Origin of the sequence: Dactylosporangium sp. NPDC000555, from assembly GCF_040300025.1 — a bacterium.
Taxonomy (GTDB): Bacteria; Actinomycetota; Actinomycetes; order Mycobacteriales; family Micromonosporaceae; genus Dactylosporangium.
In genome coordinates, this window is record NZ_JBEPDB010000036.1 from 42,471 (window position 1) to 60,555 (window position 18,085).

15 protein-coding genes are annotated in these 18,085 nt (G+C 72.9%); 10 read left to right on the forward strand and 5 right to left on the reverse strand.

The genetic code is table 11. The features are described from left to right. Window positions 1-50 precede the first annotated feature (50 nt). The 3 genes from ABT297_RS22015 to ABT297_RS22025 all read left to right on the forward strand — a co-directional run bounded on the left by ABT297_RS22015 (window position 51) and on the right by ABT297_RS22025 (window position 3,449). On the forward strand, window positions 51-302 hold the full coding sequence (locus ABT297_RS22015) for a hypothetical protein (protein WP_350552545.1): 252 nt from the start codon (window positions 51-53) through the stop codon (window positions 300-302). Window positions 303-311: 9 nt separating this feature from the next. Further along, window positions 312-1,568, forward strand: coding sequence for a M48 family metallopeptidase (locus tag ABT297_RS22020; protein WP_350552548.1), 1,257 nt, complete (start codon window positions 312-314; stop codon window positions 1,566-1,568). A gap of 753 nt (window positions 1,569-2,321) precedes the next feature. Further along, on the forward strand, window positions 2,322-3,449 hold the full coding sequence (locus ABT297_RS22025) for a glycosyltransferase family 4 protein (protein WP_350552550.1): 1,128 nt from the start codon (window positions 2,322-2,324) through the stop codon (window positions 3,447-3,449). A gap of 134 nt (window positions 3,450-3,583) precedes the next feature. On the opposite strand, the gene ABT297_RS22030 is transcribed toward ABT297_RS22025, so the two are convergent. The 3 genes from ABT297_RS22030 to ABT297_RS22040 form a co-directional block, all read right to left on the reverse strand. Beyond that, a complete protein-coding gene (locus ABT297_RS22030) occupies window positions 3,584-4,252 on the reverse strand; it encodes a response regulator transcription factor (protein ID WP_344610478.1) in 669 nt (222 codons plus the stop codon). Window positions 4,253-4,285: 33 nt separating this feature from the next. Next, window positions 4,286-5,836, reverse strand: coding sequence for a sensor histidine kinase (locus ABT297_RS22035; protein ID WP_350552628.1), 1,551 nt, complete (start codon window positions 5,834-5,836; stop codon window positions 4,286-4,288). A 133-nt stretch (window positions 5,837-5,969) separates the two neighbouring features. Beyond that, entirely contained in the window at window positions 5,970-7,760 is a 1,791-nt protein-coding gene (locus ABT297_RS22040; protein WP_350552554.1) for an AMP-dependent synthetase/ligase, read from the reverse strand. A gap of 129 nt (window positions 7,761-7,889) precedes the next feature. Here ABT297_RS22040 and ABT297_RS22045 point away from each other — a divergent pair, with 129 nt between their 5' ends. The 6 genes from ABT297_RS22045 to ABT297_RS22070 all read left to right on the forward strand — a co-directional run bounded on the left by ABT297_RS22045 (window position 7,890) and on the right by ABT297_RS22070 (window position 12,802). Next, a complete protein-coding gene (locus ABT297_RS22045; RefSeq protein ID WP_350552557.1) occupies window positions 7,890-8,336 on the forward strand; it encodes an SRPBCC family protein in 447 nt (148 codons plus the stop codon). Next, window positions 8,333-8,698, forward strand: a complete 366-nt coding sequence (locus ABT297_RS43185) for a hypothetical protein (RefSeq protein ID WP_502885623.1) — start codon at window positions 8,333-8,335, stop codon at window positions 8,696-8,698. Before ABT297_RS22045 ends, ABT297_RS43185 begins: the two co-directional genes overlap by 4 nt. A 42-nt stretch (window positions 8,699-8,740) precedes the next feature. Beyond that, window positions 8,741-9,685, forward strand: a complete 945-nt coding sequence (locus tag ABT297_RS22055; protein WP_350552560.1) for an ROK family glucokinase — start codon at window positions 8,741-8,743, stop codon at window positions 9,683-9,685. Window positions 9,686-9,695: 10 nt separating this feature from the next. Beyond that, a complete protein-coding gene (locus tag ABT297_RS22060; RefSeq protein WP_350552563.1) occupies window positions 9,696-10,370 on the forward strand; it encodes an endonuclease/exonuclease/phosphatase family protein in 675 nt (224 codons plus the stop codon). A gap of 216 nt (window positions 10,371-10,586) precedes the next feature. Continuing rightward, the gene (locus ABT297_RS22065) at window positions 10,587-11,999 is read left to right on the forward strand and encodes a flavin-containing monooxygenase (protein WP_350552565.1); all 1,413 of its coding nucleotides are present in this window, start codon (window positions 10,587-10,589) and stop codon (window positions 11,997-11,999) included. Between the two features lie 11 nt (window positions 12,000-12,010). Beyond that, window positions 12,011-12,802, forward strand: coding sequence for an alpha/beta hydrolase (locus ABT297_RS22070; RefSeq protein WP_350552631.1), 792 nt, complete (start codon window positions 12,011-12,013; stop codon window positions 12,800-12,802). A 12-nt stretch (window positions 12,803-12,814) separates the two neighbouring features. On the opposite strand, the gene ABT297_RS22075 is transcribed toward ABT297_RS22070, so the two are convergent. Next, window positions 12,815-13,639, reverse strand: coding sequence for a DUF308 domain-containing protein (locus tag ABT297_RS22075; RefSeq protein ID WP_350552568.1), 825 nt, complete (start codon window positions 13,637-13,639; stop codon window positions 12,815-12,817). A gap of 179 nt (window positions 13,640-13,818) precedes the next feature. Here ABT297_RS22075 and ABT297_RS22080 point away from each other — a divergent pair, with 179 nt between their 5' ends. After that, window positions 13,819-14,526 carry a lysophospholipid acyltransferase family protein gene (locus tag ABT297_RS22080; RefSeq protein ID WP_350552571.1) on the forward strand — a complete coding sequence of 236 codons (708 nt, stop codon included), beginning with the start codon at window positions 13,819-13,821 and terminating at the stop codon, window positions 14,524-14,526. Here ABT297_RS22080 and ABT297_RS22085 read toward each other — a convergent pair. Further along, window positions 14,495-18,064 carry an AAA family ATPase gene (locus tag ABT297_RS22085; RefSeq protein WP_350552574.1) on the reverse strand — a complete coding sequence of 1,190 codons (3,570 nt, stop codon included), beginning with the start codon at window positions 18,062-18,064 and terminating at the stop codon, window positions 14,495-14,497. The genes ABT297_RS22080 and ABT297_RS22085 overlap by 32 nt on opposite strands. Window positions 18,065-18,085 lie beyond the last annotated feature (21 nt).

Genomic DNA, 18,085 nt, shown 5'->3' on the forward strand with positions numbered 1-18,085 from the left:
GTTACCGTTAGTGCTATCGGGTTCACCGATGGATCGGTATTGGAGGAGCGATGCTCGTCGACTGCGAAAGCTGCTCGGTGCGCGGCACCGCCTGCGGCGACTGCGTGGTGACCCTGCTGCTCGACACCTCACCGTATGCCCAGTCCGGCATCTTCCACCAGCTCGGCGCTGAGGAGGTGCGCGCCATCGAGGTCCTCGAGCTGGCCGGGTTCGAGGTCACCGTGCTGGATCCCACCCACTTCGAGACCGTGCCCGTCACCCCCGTCCCCGCGCCCCGGCACCGTCGCGGGCGCGCCGCATAGGCTGACCCGATGACCCCTCGCTTCTGGGCCATGATCACGCTCGTCGCGCTGATCATCGCGGCGGCCGTCGTCGCGCTGCTGCGGGTGCCGTGGGCGGCGCCGTCCGCGCCGCGGGCCGACCAGATCGCCGCGCTCGACTCGCTGCCGCGCGACGCCGTCGCCCAGGGGCGCGCCTTCCACGCCGCGCTGCGGCCCGGCACCTACCTGTCGCTGGCGCTGGGCCTGGTCGTCGCGTTACTGCTCGGCCTGACCCCCGCCGGCTCCTGGATCGTCGAGCAGGCCGGCCGTCCGTTCGGCGGCCACTGGCTGGCCAGGGCCCTGCTCGGCGGGTTCGCCGTCACCCTCGTCGGCGAGATCGTCGCCCTGCCGCTGGCGGCGTGGCGGCAGTCCATCCTGCGCCACTACGGGCTGTCCACCCAGGGCTGGGGTGCCTGGACCGTCGACCTGCTGAAGGGCTACGCCGTCGGGGCCGTCATCGGCGCCATCGTCCTCGTCGGCTTCTTCACCGTCACCCACTTCGCCCCGCGCTGGTGGTGGGCGTGGGCCGCGGCCGGCGCCGCGGCGCTCGCCATCCTGTTCAGCTTCGTCTTCCCGGTGCTGGTGGAGCCGGTCTTCAACAAGTTCACCCCGATGCCCGCGGGCGAGCAGCGCACCCAGCTGATGGAGATGGCCGCCCGCGACGGCGTGCCGGTCCGCGACGTGCTCATCGCCGACGCGTCCCGGCGCACGAGGTCCGTCAACGCCTATGTGTCGGGCCTGGGCCCGACCCGCCGCATCGTCGTCTACGACACCCTGCTCGAGAAGGCCCCGCCGGCCGAGGTGGAGGCCGTGGTCGCCCACGAGCTGGGCCACGCCAAGGACGGCGACGTGCTGACCGGCACCCTGCTCGGCGCGCTGGGCGCGGCCGCCGCGGTCTGCGCGCTCTACCTGCTGGGCTCGTGGTCCGCCCTGCTCCGCCTGGCTCGCGTCGAGTCGATCGCCGAGCCCCGAGCCATAGCCCTGCTCCTGGCCGTGGCCACGGTCGCCGGCCTCTTCGCGGGCCCGGTGCAGTCCCTGGTCTCGCGCCGCGTCGAGGCCCGCGCCGACGAACACGCGTTGCGGCTGACGGGCGACCCTGCCGAGTTCGAGGCCATGCAGGGCCGCCTGGCCCTCGTCAACCTGGGCGACCCGGACCCCAACCCGGTGGAACAATTCCTGTTCGGCTCCCACCCGACGGCCGTGGAACGCATGGCCGCCGCCCGAGCCTGGGCCCGAGCCCACCGCTGACCTCGCCGTGCCGGCCGCGCCGTGCCGTCGCTCCGGTCTGCGTTCTGTGCGTTTGGTCGGATCTAGGCTGCCCTGGCTCGGGTGGGTTGGGCGTATGCGACTCGCTGCACGCGACTGGGCGAGTGCTGATCGGCTCGATTGCCGGCCCCGATCCTCGCAGGATCGGCGTCCAATTCACTGATCCTCGAAGCCGCAGGTGCGACGCGCCTCGGACGCCACCGTGGACGGCACGCGATCATCTGCCGGAATGGGGCGGTGCCGGCGGACGTGGGGATCGGGCGGGCTGCCTCGCGCGACGTGCCGGCGCGGTGGTAAGCCGGGTGACCAGCCCGTCGGCTGCTCGCGGGCTGCGACGGGCTGGTCCGCGATGCGGGATGGGCGCGGGAGGTACGCGAGGGTGACGGCGCACACCGGGGCCGGCGGCTATGAGGCGCCCGCGTATCTGGTGGCGCCCGCCTGGGACGAATGGGTCCAGGATCGCGGGCCGACCGAGAACAAAGGCCGGGCGTAGGGCACAGAGCGCGGCGAGAAGGCGAGCACCCGCGGACGGTTCGCGCTCCCGGACGGCCCGGCCGGTGGCTCGTCCAGCCAGGGCGCAGGGCATGGTAAAGCCGCCGATCGAGCCGGTGATCCGGCCGCCGGAGGCAGGCCGGTGCCGCGCGCAGCGCGGCATGGGGGGTGCGGGGTGGGGACCCCCCCGCCGCGCCCGCGCCGAAGGCGTGCGCCAGCCGGTAACTGTGTAGCGTTCCCTGGATGGGCGCGTCGCTGCTGATCACCAATGATTTTCCGCCGCGGCCGGGGGGCATCCAGCAGTTCGTGCACAACCTGGCCGTCCGCCAGCCGCGCGACGAGGTGGTCGTGTACGCCTCGACGTGGAAAGGTGCGGACAAGTTCGACGCCGAGCAGCCGTTCGAGGTGGTGCGGGAGTCCACCGGCATGCTGCTGCCCACGCCGGCGGTCGCGCGCCGGGCCGCGGAGATCGCGCGGAGCCGCGGGTGTGATCGGGTCTGGTTCGGCGCCGCGGCGCCGCTCGGACTGCTCGGGGCCGGGCTGCGCCGCCGGGCGGGGGTGGAGCGGATCGTCGCGCTCACGCACGGGCACGAGGTCGGCTGGGCCGCTCTACCCGGTGCCCGGGGGCTGCTGCGGCGCGTCGCGCGGGGGGCCGACGTCGTGACGTACCTGGGGGAGTACACCCGGATCCGGCTGGCCCGGGCGATCGGCGGCCTGACCGCGCTGGAGCGGCTCGCGCCGGGCGTCGACGTGGACACGTACACGCCGCACGTGGACGGCTCCGGGGTGCGCGCCCGCCACGGGCTGACGGGGCGGCCGGTGGTGGTCTGCGTGTCCCGGCTGGTGCCGCGCAAGGGGCAGGACGTGCTCATCCGCGCGCTGCCGAAGGTACGGCGGGCGGTCCCGGACGCGGCCCTGCTGATCGTGAGCGGCGGGCCCTACCGGCCGGCGCTGGAACGGCTGGCCCGCGAGCAGGGGGTCGCCGGCGACGTCGTGTTCACCGGGTCGGTGTCCTGGGCCGAGCTGCCCGCGCACTACGCGGCCGGGGACGTGTTCGCCATGCCGTGCCGCACCCGCCGGCGCGGGCTGGACGTCGAGGGGCTGGGCATCGTGTACCTCGAGGCCTCGGCCACCGGCCTGCCCGTCCTCGCCGGCGACTCCGGGGGCGCCCCGGACGCGGTCCGGGAGGGCGAGACCGGGTTCGTGGTGCCGGGGCGCGACGTCGACGCCGTCGCCGACCGGCTGATCGCCCTGTTGCGCGACCGTGACCTGGCCGCCCGAATGGGAGCGGCCGGGCGCGCGTGGGTCGAATCCGAGTGGCGCTGGGAAACGCAGGCCGCCCGGCTGCACGCGCTGCTTGCCCGCGAATAGCCGATCAGCGCGGGCAATGCGACAAACGGGCGAACCCGTTCGGGGAATGGCGCGGCCGGTCTGGTTCGGCGGCCTGACGAGGCCGACCCAGACCGGGCGCCGTCCGTGCGATTCGAGGGATCGGAAACGCGACGTCAGAAGCTCGGGGCGTCGGGCGCCTCGAGCAGGCCCAGGCGCAGCGCCGTCATGAGGGCCTGGGCGCGGTTGGCGGCGCCGAGCTTCTCGTAGAGCTTCGAGATGTGGGTCTTCGCCGTGGACTCCGAGACGAACAGCTGCTTGGCGATGCCGGCCACGCTCATGCCGTCGGCGAGCAGGCGCAGGACCTGGCCCTCGCGGGGGGACAGCTGCGGGCCGCTCGGGGCCAGGCGGCGCTTCATCGCCTCGGCCAGGTCGGCCGCGGTGAAGGCGCTGGGGGCCGAGGCGGCGTGCCGGGCGGCGGCCACCACCTCGTCGGCGGGCGCGGTCTTCGGCACGAAGGCCGAGGCACCGGCCTCGAGGGCGCCGAAGAGCTGATCGTCGCCGGCATACATGGTCAGCACGACGATGCCCATGCTGTTGCTGGTCTTGCGCAGGGCGCGAGTCGCCTCCAGGCCGCTGCCGTCGGGCAGGCGTAGGTCCATGATCACGACGTCGGGCTGCAGTGCGCCGGCCTGGCGGATCGCCTCGGCGGCCGTGGCGGCCTCGCCCACCACCTCGAACTGGCGGTCGCGCTCGAACGCGTGCCGCAGTCCTCGGCGAATGAGATCGTGGTCGTCGACGAGCAGCACTTTCGTGCGAGTCGTCGGGGTCGCGGTAGTCGACATTCCCGGTGCTCTCTCCCTCTGGGTGCCTTCACGCTACCGCGCACGCGGTGCGGTTCCGAGCACAACCGCCACTGTGGTCCCATTCGGCACACGTGGTGTGATCTCCAACCGGCCCCGGATACGCTCCGCCCTCTCGGCCATGATCGCAAGACCATAGCGTCCATCAGGGCGGTTCTCACCGATGCCGCTGCCATCGTCGGAGATTTCCACCTGTGCGAAGGGTGGATCGACCGCGCACGTTACCCAAAGATTCTCCGCACCGGCATGCTTGCGGGCGTTCGTGATGGCTTCCTGGGCGATGCGCAGCAATTCCGCCTCGACGGCGGCGGGCAGCCGGGCGGTGGTCTCGTCGAGCGACAGGTGGACGCGAAGGCCCGCCGAGGCGCCGACGGTGCGCGCGTAGTCGGCGATCGCGGCGGTCAGCCCGCCGTACCGGTCGACCTCGCTGCGCAGCTCGAACAGCGACAGCCGTAGCTCGGTGATGACCCGGGTGACCTCGGCCCGCAGGATCCGCAGCTCCTCCTCGGCGGCCTCCGCGTCGGGCAGCGCGGCGACGGCGTTGTCGATGCCGTAGCCGACCATGACGAGCTCCTGGGCGACGCCGTCGTGGATCTCGCGGGCCAGCCGCTGCCGCTCCTCGGTGGTGGCCAGGGAGCGCACCTCGTCGAAGAGCAGCGCGGCCTCCAGGCGCAGCGCGGCCGCGCTGGTGACCGACTGGACCTTGACGACCAGCGACGGCGGATATGCCCCGGCGCCGTCGCTCTCCAGCACGATCAGCCCGACGGTGCGCACGCCGGCGATCAGCGGCACCACCATCGAGGAGATGCTCTGCCCGCCGGTCACCGAGCGGGCCTGGGAGCGGCCGGAGACGACCGGCTGCTGCGTCGCCCAGGCGTCGGCGACGGCGCTCTCGGTGTCCAGCGCGGTCTCCCAGTCCAGCCGCTCGACGCCGGCCTGGGCCAGCACCACGAGCCGGCCGCCGCCGCTGCCGGACAGCACGGCGCCGCGGGTGGCGGGGACCATCGCGCGGACCTCGTCGAGCAGGTGCTCGGCGAGCCCGCCCGGGTCGAGCGTCGCGCCGGGCAGCTGGCGGGCCACGCTGCGCAGCTGGGTGAGCAGCCGGGTCGCCTCGGCGTAGGGCTGCGGGGCGTCGTCGGGGCGGCGGGCCAGCAGGATCCGCTGCAGGATCGTGGCCGTGAACGCGGCGACGCCGGCGATCACCAGCCACTCGACGCCCGCGGTCAGGTACTCCCGCTCGTCGAGCCGGCCCGCGACCGCCCCGCCGGCGACCAGCAGTGCCGCCGAGGTGGCCAGGTACGCGCCGGCGATCCGGCGCCCCTCGCCGAGCGCGGCGGCGACGATCGGCACCGGGAGGTACACCAGCAGGGCCCTGGCGTCCCCGTTGAGCGTCGAGGCGGCGAAGGCGGTGATCAGCACCTCGGCGGTGCGACCCAGCCGGGCCACCTGGTGCCCCTGGGGCGCGGCCGTCGCGATGACCGCGGCGGCGACCAGCAGTGCGAGCCAGGTCAGCTCGGCGCCGCGCACGCCGTCGCTGAGCAGCAACACCGCGACGAGGGCGAGCATGATGGCGCGCACGGCGACCACGGACTGTTGCGGGAGCGTGCCCGGGGTCGGGGCGGTCGGAGAACGGTCGTCGGGGCCCGCGGGGTGCGCGGGCGTGTCCGGCAGGTCCGTCAACAGCGATTCCTTCACTTCGTCAGCGTTCGTAGATCGCGGCGATGTCGCCCGCGTACTCCTTCATCACGACGTTCCGCTTCACCTTCAACGACGGGGTCAGCTCCCCGGTCGCCTCGGTGAAGTCGCGCGGCAGGATGCGGAAGACCTTGATCGCCTCGGCCTTCGACACCGCCTGGTTGGCCTCGTCGATCGCCTTCTGGAGCTCCGCGCGCAGCTGCTCGTCGGCGACGAGGTCCTCGACGCCGGCGTCCTCGGGCTTGCCGTTGTTGCGCTTCCAGGTCGGCAGGGCGTCGGGGTCGATGGTGACCAGCGCGGCGATGAACGGCTCCCGATCGCCGATGACCATGCACTGGCTGACCAGCGCGTGCGCCCGGACCCGGTCCTCCAGCACGGCCGGGGCCACGTTCTTGCCGTTGGCGGTGACGATGATCTCCTTCTTGCGGCCGGTGATACGCAGGAAGCCGTCGTCGTCGAGCTCGCCGAGGTCGCCGGTGTGGAACCAGCCGTCGGCGTCGATCGCCTCGGCGGTGGCCTCGGGGTTGTTCCAGTACCCCTGGAACACGATGTCGCCCTGGACCAGGATCTCGCCGTCCTCGTCGATGCGGATCGTGACGCCGGGCAGCGGCCGGCCGACGGTGCCGATCCTCACGCCGGTGTCACGGTTGGCGTTGGTGGCCGGGGAGGTCTCGGTCAGCCCGTACCCCTCGTAGATGGTCACGCCGATGCCGCGGTAGAAGTGCGCCAGGCGCTCGCCGAGCGGGGCGCCGCCGGAGATCGCGTGGGTGCACTGCCCGCCGAGCGCGGCGCGGAGCTTGCTGTACACCAGCCGGTTGAACAACGCGTGCTGCGCCTTGAGCATCAGGCCGGGCGACGGCGACGCGCTGTAGTCGATCGCCACGCGCTCGGCCCGGTCGAAGATCGCGCCCTTGCCGTCGGCCTGCGCGCGCTGCTTGGCGGTGTTGTAGACCTTCTCGAACACGCGCGGCACGGAGAGTACGAACGTCGGCCGGAAGCTTTTCAGCAGGTCGGCCAGGTTTTTCGTGTCGGCCGTGTGCCCGAGTGTGGCCCGCGCCTGGACCACGCCGATCTGGATGAGCCGGGCGAAGGAGTGCGCCAGGGGCAGGAAGAGCAGGGTGCGGGCGCCCTCGTTGAACAGCGAGCGCAGCTCCGGGACGGCGTTGACGATGTCCGAGAGCATGTTGCGGTGCGTGATCATGCAGCCTTTGGGGCGGCCGGTGGTACCGCTGGTGTAGATGATCGTGGCGAGGTCGTCCGCCTTCGTCGCGGTGCGCCGCCGGTCCACGTCCTCGCGGGGCACCCCGGCGCCGTCGGCGGCGAGCTCCTCGACCGCGCCGCGGGCCCCGTCGATCTGCCACACGTGCACGAGCTCCGGGGCGTGGCCGCGCATCTGCGCCACGGCGTCGCGGTGCGCGTCGCTCTCCACGAAGCAGGCCACCGCGCCGGAGTCCTGCAGGATCCACGCCACCTGCTCGGGGCTGGACGTCTCGTAGATCGGCACGGTCACCGCGCCGCAGGTCCAGATCGCGTAGTCGATGAGGGTCCACTCGTAGCGGGTCTTGCTCATCAGCGCCACCCGCTCGCCCGGCTCGATGCCGGCCGCCAGCAGACCCCGGGCCAGCGCCACGACCTGGTCGAGGAACTGTGCGCAGGTGACGTCCTGCCACGCGTCGTCCACCAGGCGCTGGAACTGCACCGCGCCAGGGGCGACGGCGGCGTTGTCCCAGACGGGGTCGGTCAGCGTGGCTGTCTCGGCGATGACGACCGCGGCAGGGACGGAGAACTCGCGCACGTCCGACTCCTTATTTCGGCTCTGTTTCCATATCGGGAACCTACCCGTATGCATACCGGGCCCGGCGAGCGCCCGCCAGGCGGCGAGCCGACGCTCCGCGGCCGTGGCGACAGAGGTAGCCTGCCACGCATGGCCGACACTTCGACGCAGTCGATCGTCATTGACGCGCCCCCGGAACGGGTCGCCGCGGTCATCGCCGACTTCATCCGCTACCCGGAGTGGGTCGCGGCCGTGAAGTCGGTCGAGGTGGTCGAGGAATACGAGGACGGATACGCCAGTCAGGTCCGCTTCGTCCTCGATTCGGGCCCGGTGTCCGATCAATACACGTTGCAGTATGAGTACGCCGAAGACCTGGGTCGCATCGAGTGGAGCCTCGTGGCACCGTCGAAGATGCAGAAGCAGCAGGACGGCAGCTATGACATTACCGCCAACCCCGACGGGACTTCCACGGTGACCTATTCGCTGTCCGTGGAGCTGGCGATCGGCATGCTCGGCATGTTCAAACGCAAGGCCGAAAAGATGATCATGGACAATGCGCTCAAGGAGCTCAAGCGCCGGGTCGAGGCCGGGCCATGAGAGACCCCCGCGAGGAGGCGGAGCGCCTGGTCGCCGCGGCGCTCGCCGCCATGTCGACGGCCGCGCGCAGCACCGCCGGCTTCGCCACCGGGTCGGCCGAGTGCTGCGTGTGCCCGCTGTGCAAGGCGATCGCCGCCGCCCGTGAGCCCGACCCAGACGTCGCCGAGCGGCTGGCCACCGGCGCCGGGGACCTCGCCGCCGGTCTCGCGTCGGTGCTGCGGGCGTTCGGGGAGCGCGCGGCCCCGCATTTCAAAGCCCCGGGTGGACGCCCCGAAGGCCCCGGCCCCGGCGAGGAGCCGGACGTGTGGCGCTCGGCCACCCAGGAAACGTCAACCACCGACAGCGACGTCGCAACGGATTGACCCCAGACAAGGCGTAAGCCGGTACGAGAGGAGCTTGCCGCAGTGGGGCTGACCATCGGCGTCGACATCGGCGGTACCAAGGTGCTCGGCGGTGTCGTCGACTCCGCGGGCGACGTGCTCGTCCAGACGCGGCGGGACACACCGGCGCAGGACCCGGGCGAGACCGCCGGCCGCATCATCGAGGTGATCAAGGAGCTGACGGCCGCGTACGAGGTGCAGGCCATCGGTATCGGCGCAGCTGGATGGGTCGACGAGACCCGCTCGATCGTGCAGTTCGCGCCCAACCTGGCCTGGCGCGACGAGCCGCTGCGCGACAGGATCCAGCAGGCCGTCGGGCTGCCCGTCGTCGTGGAGAACGACGGCAACGTGGCGGCCTGGGCCGAGTTCGGCTTCGGTGCGGCGCACGACGCCGACGACTCGATGGTGCTGTACACCGTGGGCACCGGCATCGGCGGCGGGATCATCATCGGCGGCCGGCTCATCCGCGGTGCGCACGGCGTCGCCGGGGAGCTCGGCCACACGACGATGGTGCCGGACGGCCACCCGTGCGGCTGCGGCCGGCACGGCTGCCTGGAGCAGTACGCCAGCGGCAACGCCCTGGTCCGCTTCGCCCGCGCGGACGCCCGTGCCCGGCCCGAGGCCGCCGAGCGCCTCCTGCGGATGGCCGGCGGCGACCCGGACGCGATCAAGGGCCCGGCGGTCACCGAGGCGGCCCGGCTCGGCGACCCGGTTGCGATCGGCGCCTTCGAGCAGATCGGACACTGGCTCGGCGTCGCGTTCGCGGACCTCGTGCAGACGCTCGACCCGCAGGTCATCGTGGTCGGCGGCGGCGTGATCGACGCCGGTGACCTGCTGCTCAAGCCCGCCCGGGCCAGCTACGAGGAGCAGCTCGCCAAGCGCGGCCGGCTGCCGGTGGCCGAGGTGCGCCCGGCGCTGATGGGCAACCTGGCGGGCGTCGTCGGAGCGGCGGACCTGGCACGGACATGAGGGTTGGCGAATGACGAAGATCAGGGTGCTCTCGTACAACCTGCACGGGCTCAAGGACGACCGGCGCGCGCTCGCGTCGGCCGTCCGGGAGGCCGCGCCCGACCTGGCGATCCTGCAGGAGGCGCCCCGGCGCTTCCGGTGGCGGCAGAAGTCCGCGGACCTCGCCCGCGGCTTCGAGCTCGTCATCGGCGGGGGCGGGCTGCCGGCGCTGGGCAACCTGATCCTCACCAACCTGCGGGTGCACGCGTTCGCCGAGTGGAATGTGCGCTACCCGCTGACCCCCGGCCGGCACATGCGCGGCGCCGCCTTCGTGCGGTGCCGCGTCGGCCGGTCCACGTTCGTGGCGGCGGGCTCGCACCTGTCCACCGACGCGGCCGAGCGTCCGGCCCAGGCGGCCCTGCTCAAGCAGCACATGGACGAGGTGGCCGAGCCCCTGCTCTTCGCCGGCGACCTGAACGAGAACTCCGGCGGCGCCGCCTGGCGCATGATCGCCGACGGCCTCACCGACGCGGCGGGCCCCGACGAGCGCCCGACCTTCCCGGCGACGGCGGCCCGCGATCGCCTGGACGCGATCTTCGTCGACCGGCGCTTCACCGTCCTGCAGTACGACGTGATCGACACCCCGCAGACCCGCGCCGCGAGCGACCACTTCCCGATCGTCGCCGACCTGGAGCTGGACGCCTAGCTTGAGCTTCAACCTTCAGGTTCGCCGTGATCACGGAGCAAAAATGCACAAGGAACAGCACGTTCGCTCCACGGGTCGGCATCGACCCCGGCTGATCATGGAAACAGCCCTTGGGTGATCATTCCGGTCCGGTTCAGGCAAGGGGTCGACTGGACAAATGCGGCTTTCGCGGAGAAGATCTGCGCCGGGTACACCGGGGAGTGGGGAGACGACGCGGTGAGTACTGAAGGCCAGTTCGGCGATCTTGCCGGGAATGCGACGCACTGGCGGGACGGCGAGCCGGTGTACGACCGCGGCGACACGGTCTGCGTCATCGGCGCCGGCGGGACCGGGCTCACGGCGATCAAGAACCTGCGCGAGGCCGGGTTCGGCGTGGACTGCTACGAGCGGGAGACCGGCGTCGGCGGCGGGTGGAACTGGCGGCACGACCGCAGTCCGGTGTACGCCAGCACGCACCTGATCTCGTCCAAGCCCTTCACCCAGTTCCCCGACTTCCCGATGCCCGACGACTGGCCGGACTATCCGCACCACTCGCAGATGCTGGCGTACTTCGAACGCTACGCGGACCACTTCGGGCTGCGGGAGCACATCTGGTTCGGCACCGAGGTGGCCCGGGTCGAGCCGGCCGAGGGCGCCGACGGCGCGCTGCCGCGGTGGGACGTGACGGTCAAGGGGTCGCGGGGCGGGGCGCCGCGCACCATGCGCTACGCGGCCGTGGTCGCCGCCAACGGACACAACTGGTCGCCGAAGATGCCCGAGTACGAGGGCCTGGCGGAGTACCGCGGCAAGGTCATCCACGCCAGCCAGTACAAGGACGCCGCCCAGCTGCGCGGGCGCCGCGTGCTCGTCGTCGGGGCGGGCAACTCCGGCTGCGACATCGCCGTCGAGGCGGCCCAGCAGGCGGCCAAGTGCTGGCACTCGACCCGCCGCGGGTACTGGTACGCGCCGAAGTTCGCCCTCGGCCGCCCGGCCGACCAGGTCAACGACAAGATCCTGGCGATGCGGCTGCCGGTGCGGGTGCGCCAATGGCTGCTGCACCGCACGATCAACATGACGGTGGGGGACCTGACCCGGTTCGGGCTGCCGAAGCCGGAGCACGGCATCCTGGAGATGCACCCGCTGATCAACAGCCAGTTGCCGTACTACCTCGGGCACGGCGACATCACCGCCGTACCGGATGTGAAGCACTTCGAGGCGCACGGGGTGGCGCTGGCCGACGGCCGGGTGATCGACCCCGACCTCGTGGTGCTGGCCACCGGATATCTGCCGAAGTTCGAGTTCCTCGCCCCGGAGCTGCTGTCCACCGACGCCGCGGGGCGGCCGCGGCTGGCCCTGCAGATGCTGTCCCGCACGCACCCGACGCTCGCGGTGGCGGGCCTGCTGCAGCCCGACTCGGCGCTGTTCACGCTGTCGCACTGGCAGACCGTGCTCATCGCGCAGTGGCTGCGGGTGCTCGACGCGTCGCCGAACCGGGCACAGGAGATCTGGGCGCGGCTGCGGGCCGAGGGCGACCGCCGCTACTCTTCCCGGAAGGTCACCGACTCGACCCGCCACTGGTTCGAGGTGAGCCACGTCGTGTACCTGCGTGAGCTGGAGAAGACCCTGCACGAGCTGGAGGCGGTCCGTTGACCACGCGGGTGATGCGTTCCGGCGAGTGGGCCGATCCGCCGAATCCGGTGCGCCGCGAGGTGCTCGACGCGCAGCCCTCGGGGGACGCCGGCACCGCGTCCCCGGTGCTGTTCGTGCCCGGGTACGGCCACGGCGCCTGGGCGTTCGCGCAGCACTGGCTGGAGCACACGGCGGAGCGCGGCTTCCCGGCGTACACGATGAGCCTGCGCGGCCACGGCGGCAGCGGCCCGGATCCGCAGGCCCGGCTGCGCGACTACGTCCACGACGTCACCCAGGTGGCGGCGTCCCTGCCGCGGCAGGCGGTGCTCGTCGGGCACGGCGCGGGCGCGCTGGTGGTGGCGATGGCGATGGCCCGCTACCCGGTGCGGGCGGGCGTGCTGCTCGCCCCCGTCTTCGGCGGCGTCGGCACCGCGTTCGGCCTGCTGGGGCGCAACCCGGCGGGCACCCTGCCGGGGCTGTTCGGCGGCCGGGTGTCCCTGCGCCGGGAGCAGCTGTTCAGCCGGGCGCTGCCGGGCAACCAGGCCCAGGCGTACACCCAGCGCCTCCAGCGGGTCCCGAGCGGCGCCCAGCGGCAGCTGATCCGCCGCCGCCAGCCGGAGGCGCCGGTCGGCTCGCCGCCGGTGCTCGTGGTGGGCAGCCCGCACGACCGGGTGGTGTCCGGCTCGGCGCTGGAGTGGGTGGCGCGGCGCTACGGCGGCTCGCCGCTGCTGTTCCCCGGCATGGGGCACGACCTGATGCTCGACGCCCGCTGGCAGGAGCCGATCGACGCCATCGCCGACTGGCTCGAGAAGGTGTCGTCCTAGCTCCGCGACGGGTCAGACGCGGGCGCCGTTGTCGGGGTCGTCGTCTTCCTCGTCGCCGGGGCGTAGCCGCAGCACGAGGGTCACGAAGCCGGCGAGCACGCCCGCGAAGCCCAGGAACAGTGTGGCCTGCGCGCCCAGCGGCAGCACGTCCGGCCAGAACAGCAGGACGAGCCCGGCGGCCAGGGCCAGGATTGCCGCGATCGTGACCGGCGCGATCCGCGGCAGCGGCGGCGGGGGAGGCGGCGTGTACCCCTCCTCGGTCTCCTCGTCGTCCGGCAGGTCGTTGCCGAAGGTGTCAAGGCTGTCCAGCAGCGACCGGTCGACCGCCTCGGAGGGCCGGCGCAGCGGCGCGCGCGGCGCCGGCTCGGTGTCCATGTCCGCCGCGGCGGTGCTGGAGGAGTCCACGTTCTCGGCGGCCGGCCACGGCACCGCGGCGGTCGGGTCGACGGTGGTGTGGAAACCGGCCACGATCGCGGCGAAGGCGTCCTCGTCGGACTGCGCGGCCGGGGTCTTGCTCTCCACCGGGGCCGGCAGCGGCGTGCCGACGGCCGGGGTGTGCTGCTCGGGCAGGGACGTGAGCTGCGCGTAGTAGTCCCGCGCGGTGGCCAGGTGCTCCCGGTCGGCGTAGAGCCGGTCGGTCGGCCGGGCCGGCAGCGTCGTGGTGCGGGTCAGCGGATGCAGATCGGAGGCGGGCTGCAGGTACGCCGCGATGCCGCCCTCGGCCAGCATCTCCAGCAGATGCTCACCGACCCGCGGGTCGACGTCGCCCACCACCGCGTACTCCTGCGCCACCAGGCCGTTGTCCCGCCGGCCGCGCCGCGCCCCACCCCCTGGCACAGCTCGCCCCTCCCCGCGGCCGCCATCGCGGCGTCCGGTGCGCCGCGAAAAAACCGCTGACCGAAATCCTGACATGCCCGGCCGTCGTTCCGGGAGTGCGTTGTGGTGTGCCGTACTGCTTCGTAGGCTCTTTGCGACGGTCATCACCGATTGTCGCGCGACTGGCGAAAGGACGGCCGGTGCTCTACTGGCTCCTCAAGTACATCGTCCTCGGACCTTTGCTGAAGCTGGTCTTCCGCCCGAAGGTGGAGGGGGCTGAGTACATCCCGGCCGAGGGGCCGGTGATCATCGCCAGCAACCACCTCTCGTTCGCCGACTCGATCTTCATGCCGCTGAGCGTCAAGCGTCGCGTCACCTTCCCGGCCAAAGCCGAGTATTTCACCGGAAAGGGGATCAAGGGCCGGCTCACCAAGTTGTTCTTCGCCGGCACCGGCCAGGTCCCCATCGACCGCTCCGGCGGCAAGGCGGCCCGGGCGGCGCTCGAGGTGGGCCTCAAGATCCTGCGGGAGGGCGGCATCTTCGGCATCTACCCGGAGGGCACCCGGTCGCCCGACGGGCGGCTGTACCGCGGCAAGACCGGCGTGGCCCGCCTCGCGCTCGAGTCCGGCGCGCCCGTCGTTCCCGTCGCCATGATGAACATGGACAAGATCCAGCCCATCGGGCAGAGGCTGCCGAACCTCAAGCGGGTGCACATCAGGTTTGGCCCCGCGCTCACCTTCTCCCGGTATGCCGGGATGACGGGGGACCGGTTCATCGAGCGCGCGGTCACCGACGAGATCATGTATGAGCTCATGACGCTCTCCGGGCGCGAGTACATCGACATGTACGCCCAGAAGGTCAAGAACGCCGAGCAGCCTACGACCCCGTCACAGCCTGTGGCGGCCTGACCTCTGCCGGCTCCGATGCCAGCTTGAGCAGGCGGGGCGTGCCCGCCTGCTCCGCGAACGCGACCAGCTCGGCCCGCCACGGCTCGACCCGGTCGTCACCGCCGCGGCCCAGCGCCTGCACGGCCCACGTGACCGACAGGATGCGCGCCGAGTTGTTCGGGATCTCGCCGTAGATCTCGGCCGCGGCCAGGTGCATGTCCGCCGCTCGCGCGAGGTCGCCGTCGATGAACGCGATCGCCCCGGTGATCGTGCGCAGCGCCGCCTCCACCCACGGGGTGCGGTGCGGCACGTCGGCGAGCATGTCCCGGACCGCCATCATCGCGACCCGGCCGGAGAGCACGGCCGCGTGCGCGGTCGCGTCGATCCACTCGCCGCTGGCGATCGCGCGGACCTCCCGCCACGTCTTGGCCAGCTCCACGATGAGCGTCTCGGCGTCGCGGTCGCGCCCCTGCAGGGCCCGGCACAGGGCGCCGTGGCCCAGCGCGACCCACTGCAGGCGGTAGAAGCCGCTGCGCCGGCCGGCGGCGACGAGTTCCTCCACGTCGTCCCCGCCGCCGTCGAGGGCCTCGCCGCGCAGCGTGCGGATCCAGGCGCGCACCCCGCGGACCTGCAGGTCCCACTCGGCGCCGGGCTCGGCCATGGCCGCCTCGGCCGCGGCGACGTACGCCGGCCAGTCCCCGGTGAAGTAGGCCGACTGCGCGACGTCGGAGTAGCCGGTCGCGAGCGTGTGGCTGCCGGGCACCGCGTTGCGGCTGTCGTTCAGCAGGGCCGCCGACGCGGTCCAGTCGCCGTCCTCCAGCAGCGCCCACGAGCAGTTGCGCAGCGCCCGATGCTCCGACAGCAGCCGCCGCTCGCGGCTGACCTCCAGCGCGGACTGCAGCTCCACCAGGCCCGAGCGGTCGCCGGCCTGGAACAGCGCGGTGCCGATCGTGATCCGTGCACCGGTGGCCACCTCGATCAGGCCCAGCCGGTCGGCGATCTCCGCGGCCGCGCTGGCCGCCGCGACCGCGGGCTCGACCTCGAAGTTCAGCATGTGCAGGCGGCCGAGCTCGGCGTACGCGTCGGCCTTCTGCGGCCCGTCCGGCAGCTCGTCGAAGAGCTCCACCGCCCGGTCGAGGCAGGACAGCGCGTCGAGCCGGTCGGCGCGCAGCCACGCGGCCTGGCCCCGGACCGTCCACGCGCGCGCCGCGGCGGCCTGGTCACCGGCCGCGTAGAGGCGCTCGGCCAGCCCGACCAGCCGGTCGGCACCACCGGTGCCCAGGAACGACTCCGGGTTGGCGTAGAACGCGATCTCCGTGCCGAGCTGCTCGATGCGCAGCCGCTCCAGCGCGTCGGTGTCCTCGTCGCACAGGGCCCGCGCCTTGCCGACGTGCGCGGCGGCCGCCTCCAGGGCGTGCAGCGCGTAGGCGCGGCGGGCCGCGCGGTGCATCGCGTCGCGCGCCGGGACGCTGTAGCGCGCGGCGTCCAGGCCGAGGGAGCGGGCGATCTCGTATGCCGTGAACCGGTGGTTGGCGACGACCTCCGCCAGGTCGGTGTCCCGGTCGGCGGCGACGTTGTCCAGCCACTGGGCGGTCAGCTCGTGGCGCGCGACCCGCTCGGTGCGAGGCAGGCGCTGGTAGCACACGTCGCGCACCAGGACGTGGCCGAAGCGGTACTCCGTCTGGCCCTCCATCGTGGAGGCGGCCTGCTCGTGGATGAGGTCGCGCTGCTCGAGCCGGCGCAGGGAGCGCTCGATGCCGTCGGCGGGCCGGCTCATGGCGGCACCGACCGCACCCGGCCAGAAGTTCATGCCGACGACCGCGGCGGCCTGCAGCACGGCCCGGTCGGCGGCGTCGAGCAGGTCGACCCGGTTGGCGATGACCGCGTGCACGCTGTCCGGCATCGGCAGCTTGCGCCCGAAGGCGTCGGTGGCGGGCAGGTTGCCCTGCTCGGCGAGCATCCGGGTGTACTCGAGCGCGTAGAGCGGGTTGCCGTCGGCGAGCTCGACCAGGGAGCTCAGCGACTGTGACGGGAACGTCGCCGCGCCCAGCAGGTGGGCGTACATCGTGGCGATCTCCGTGTCGCGCAGCGGCGGCAGCGTGATCGAGACCGCGCCCGCCACGGCACCGGCCCAGCTCGGGTTGCGCTCCAGCAGCTCTGGGCGCGCCGTGCACAGCAGCAGCAGCGGCACGTCGCGCACCGAGGCGCCGAGCCGCTCCACGAACCGGACCATCGACTCGTCGGCCCAGTGCAGATCCTCGAAGACCAGGACGGTGGGGCGGTGGGTGGCGAGCGCCACCACGAAGCGCCGCCACGCCGACTCGGTCTCGTCCGGGGTGAGCTTCGGCCCGGGCAGGCCCACGAGCGGGCTGAGCGCCTCGGCGAGCCGCTCGGCCTCCGAGGGCCCGACGATCGCGGCGAGCGCCGTGCCGAGCCGCTCCCGTGTGGTCTCGGCGGTGTCGGTATCCAGGATGCCGGACTGCGCCTTGACGATGTCGGCCAGCGCGGCGTACGTGACGTTCTCCCCGAACGGCGGGCAGCGCCCGGTCCGCCACGCCACCGGCGCGTCGAAGAGTCGCTCGGCGTGCAGGAACAGCTCGTGCACCAGCCGGCTCTTGCCGATGCCGGCGTGGCCGAGCACGGTGACGAGCTGCGGGGTGCGCTCGCGCAGCCCCCGGTACAGCGCGTTGACGAGCAGGCTCAGCTCGTGGGTGCGGTTGACCAGCGGGGTCGAGCCCGCCTCGCGGTCGGGGTGGTTGCGCCGCAGCGGGGCCAGCGCCAGCCACACCTCGGTCGGCGTGGAGCGCCCGCGCAGCGTCGCCGGCGGCTGTGCCTCGCAGCGGATCGAGGACTTGGTCAGCGCATAGGTGCTGCCGCACACCAGGACCCCGCCGGGCGGGGCCAGCGACTGCAGCCGGGACGCGGTGTTGACCACGTCGCCGGCGACGATGGCCTGACCGCCGTCGCGGGCCGCGGCCACGTCCACGAGGGCCTCGCCGGTCGCGACACCGACGCGGAAGCGCAGCTCGCGCTCGCCCTCGCCGGTGCTGGCGTATCGCGCGAGCACCCGCTGCAGCTCGAGCCCCGCCCGCACACAGCGCACCGCGTCGGTCTCGGTGGCCACCGGCGCGCCGAACAGCGCCATGACCGCGTCGCCGATGTACTTCTCGACGACCCCGCCGTATTGCCCGATGACCTCGCGGGCGGTGGAGAAGAAGCTCTTCTGCAGCTCGCGGACGAGCTCGGGATCGGCGCGCTCGACATACGGCGTGAAGTCGATCAGGTCCACGAACAGCACGCTGATGCGCCGCCGGTCCTCGCTGCGCGCCGCCGGCACCGGGGCCCGGACGGTGGCGCGCTCGGCGCGGGTCAGGTTGCGCGCCGCGGTCGTGTCGGCCCGCGGCGTGCCGCAGCCGGTGCAGAACACGGCATCGGGCGCGAGTGTGCGTCCACAGGTCGGGCACGGCGGGCTCAGCTCGGCGCCGCAACCGCCGCAGAAACGGTCACCCTCGCCCGCCTGGCGGCCGCAGCGTGCGCACTGACTGGAAATCGCCGACACTCCCTTGCCCTGTGAGAACCC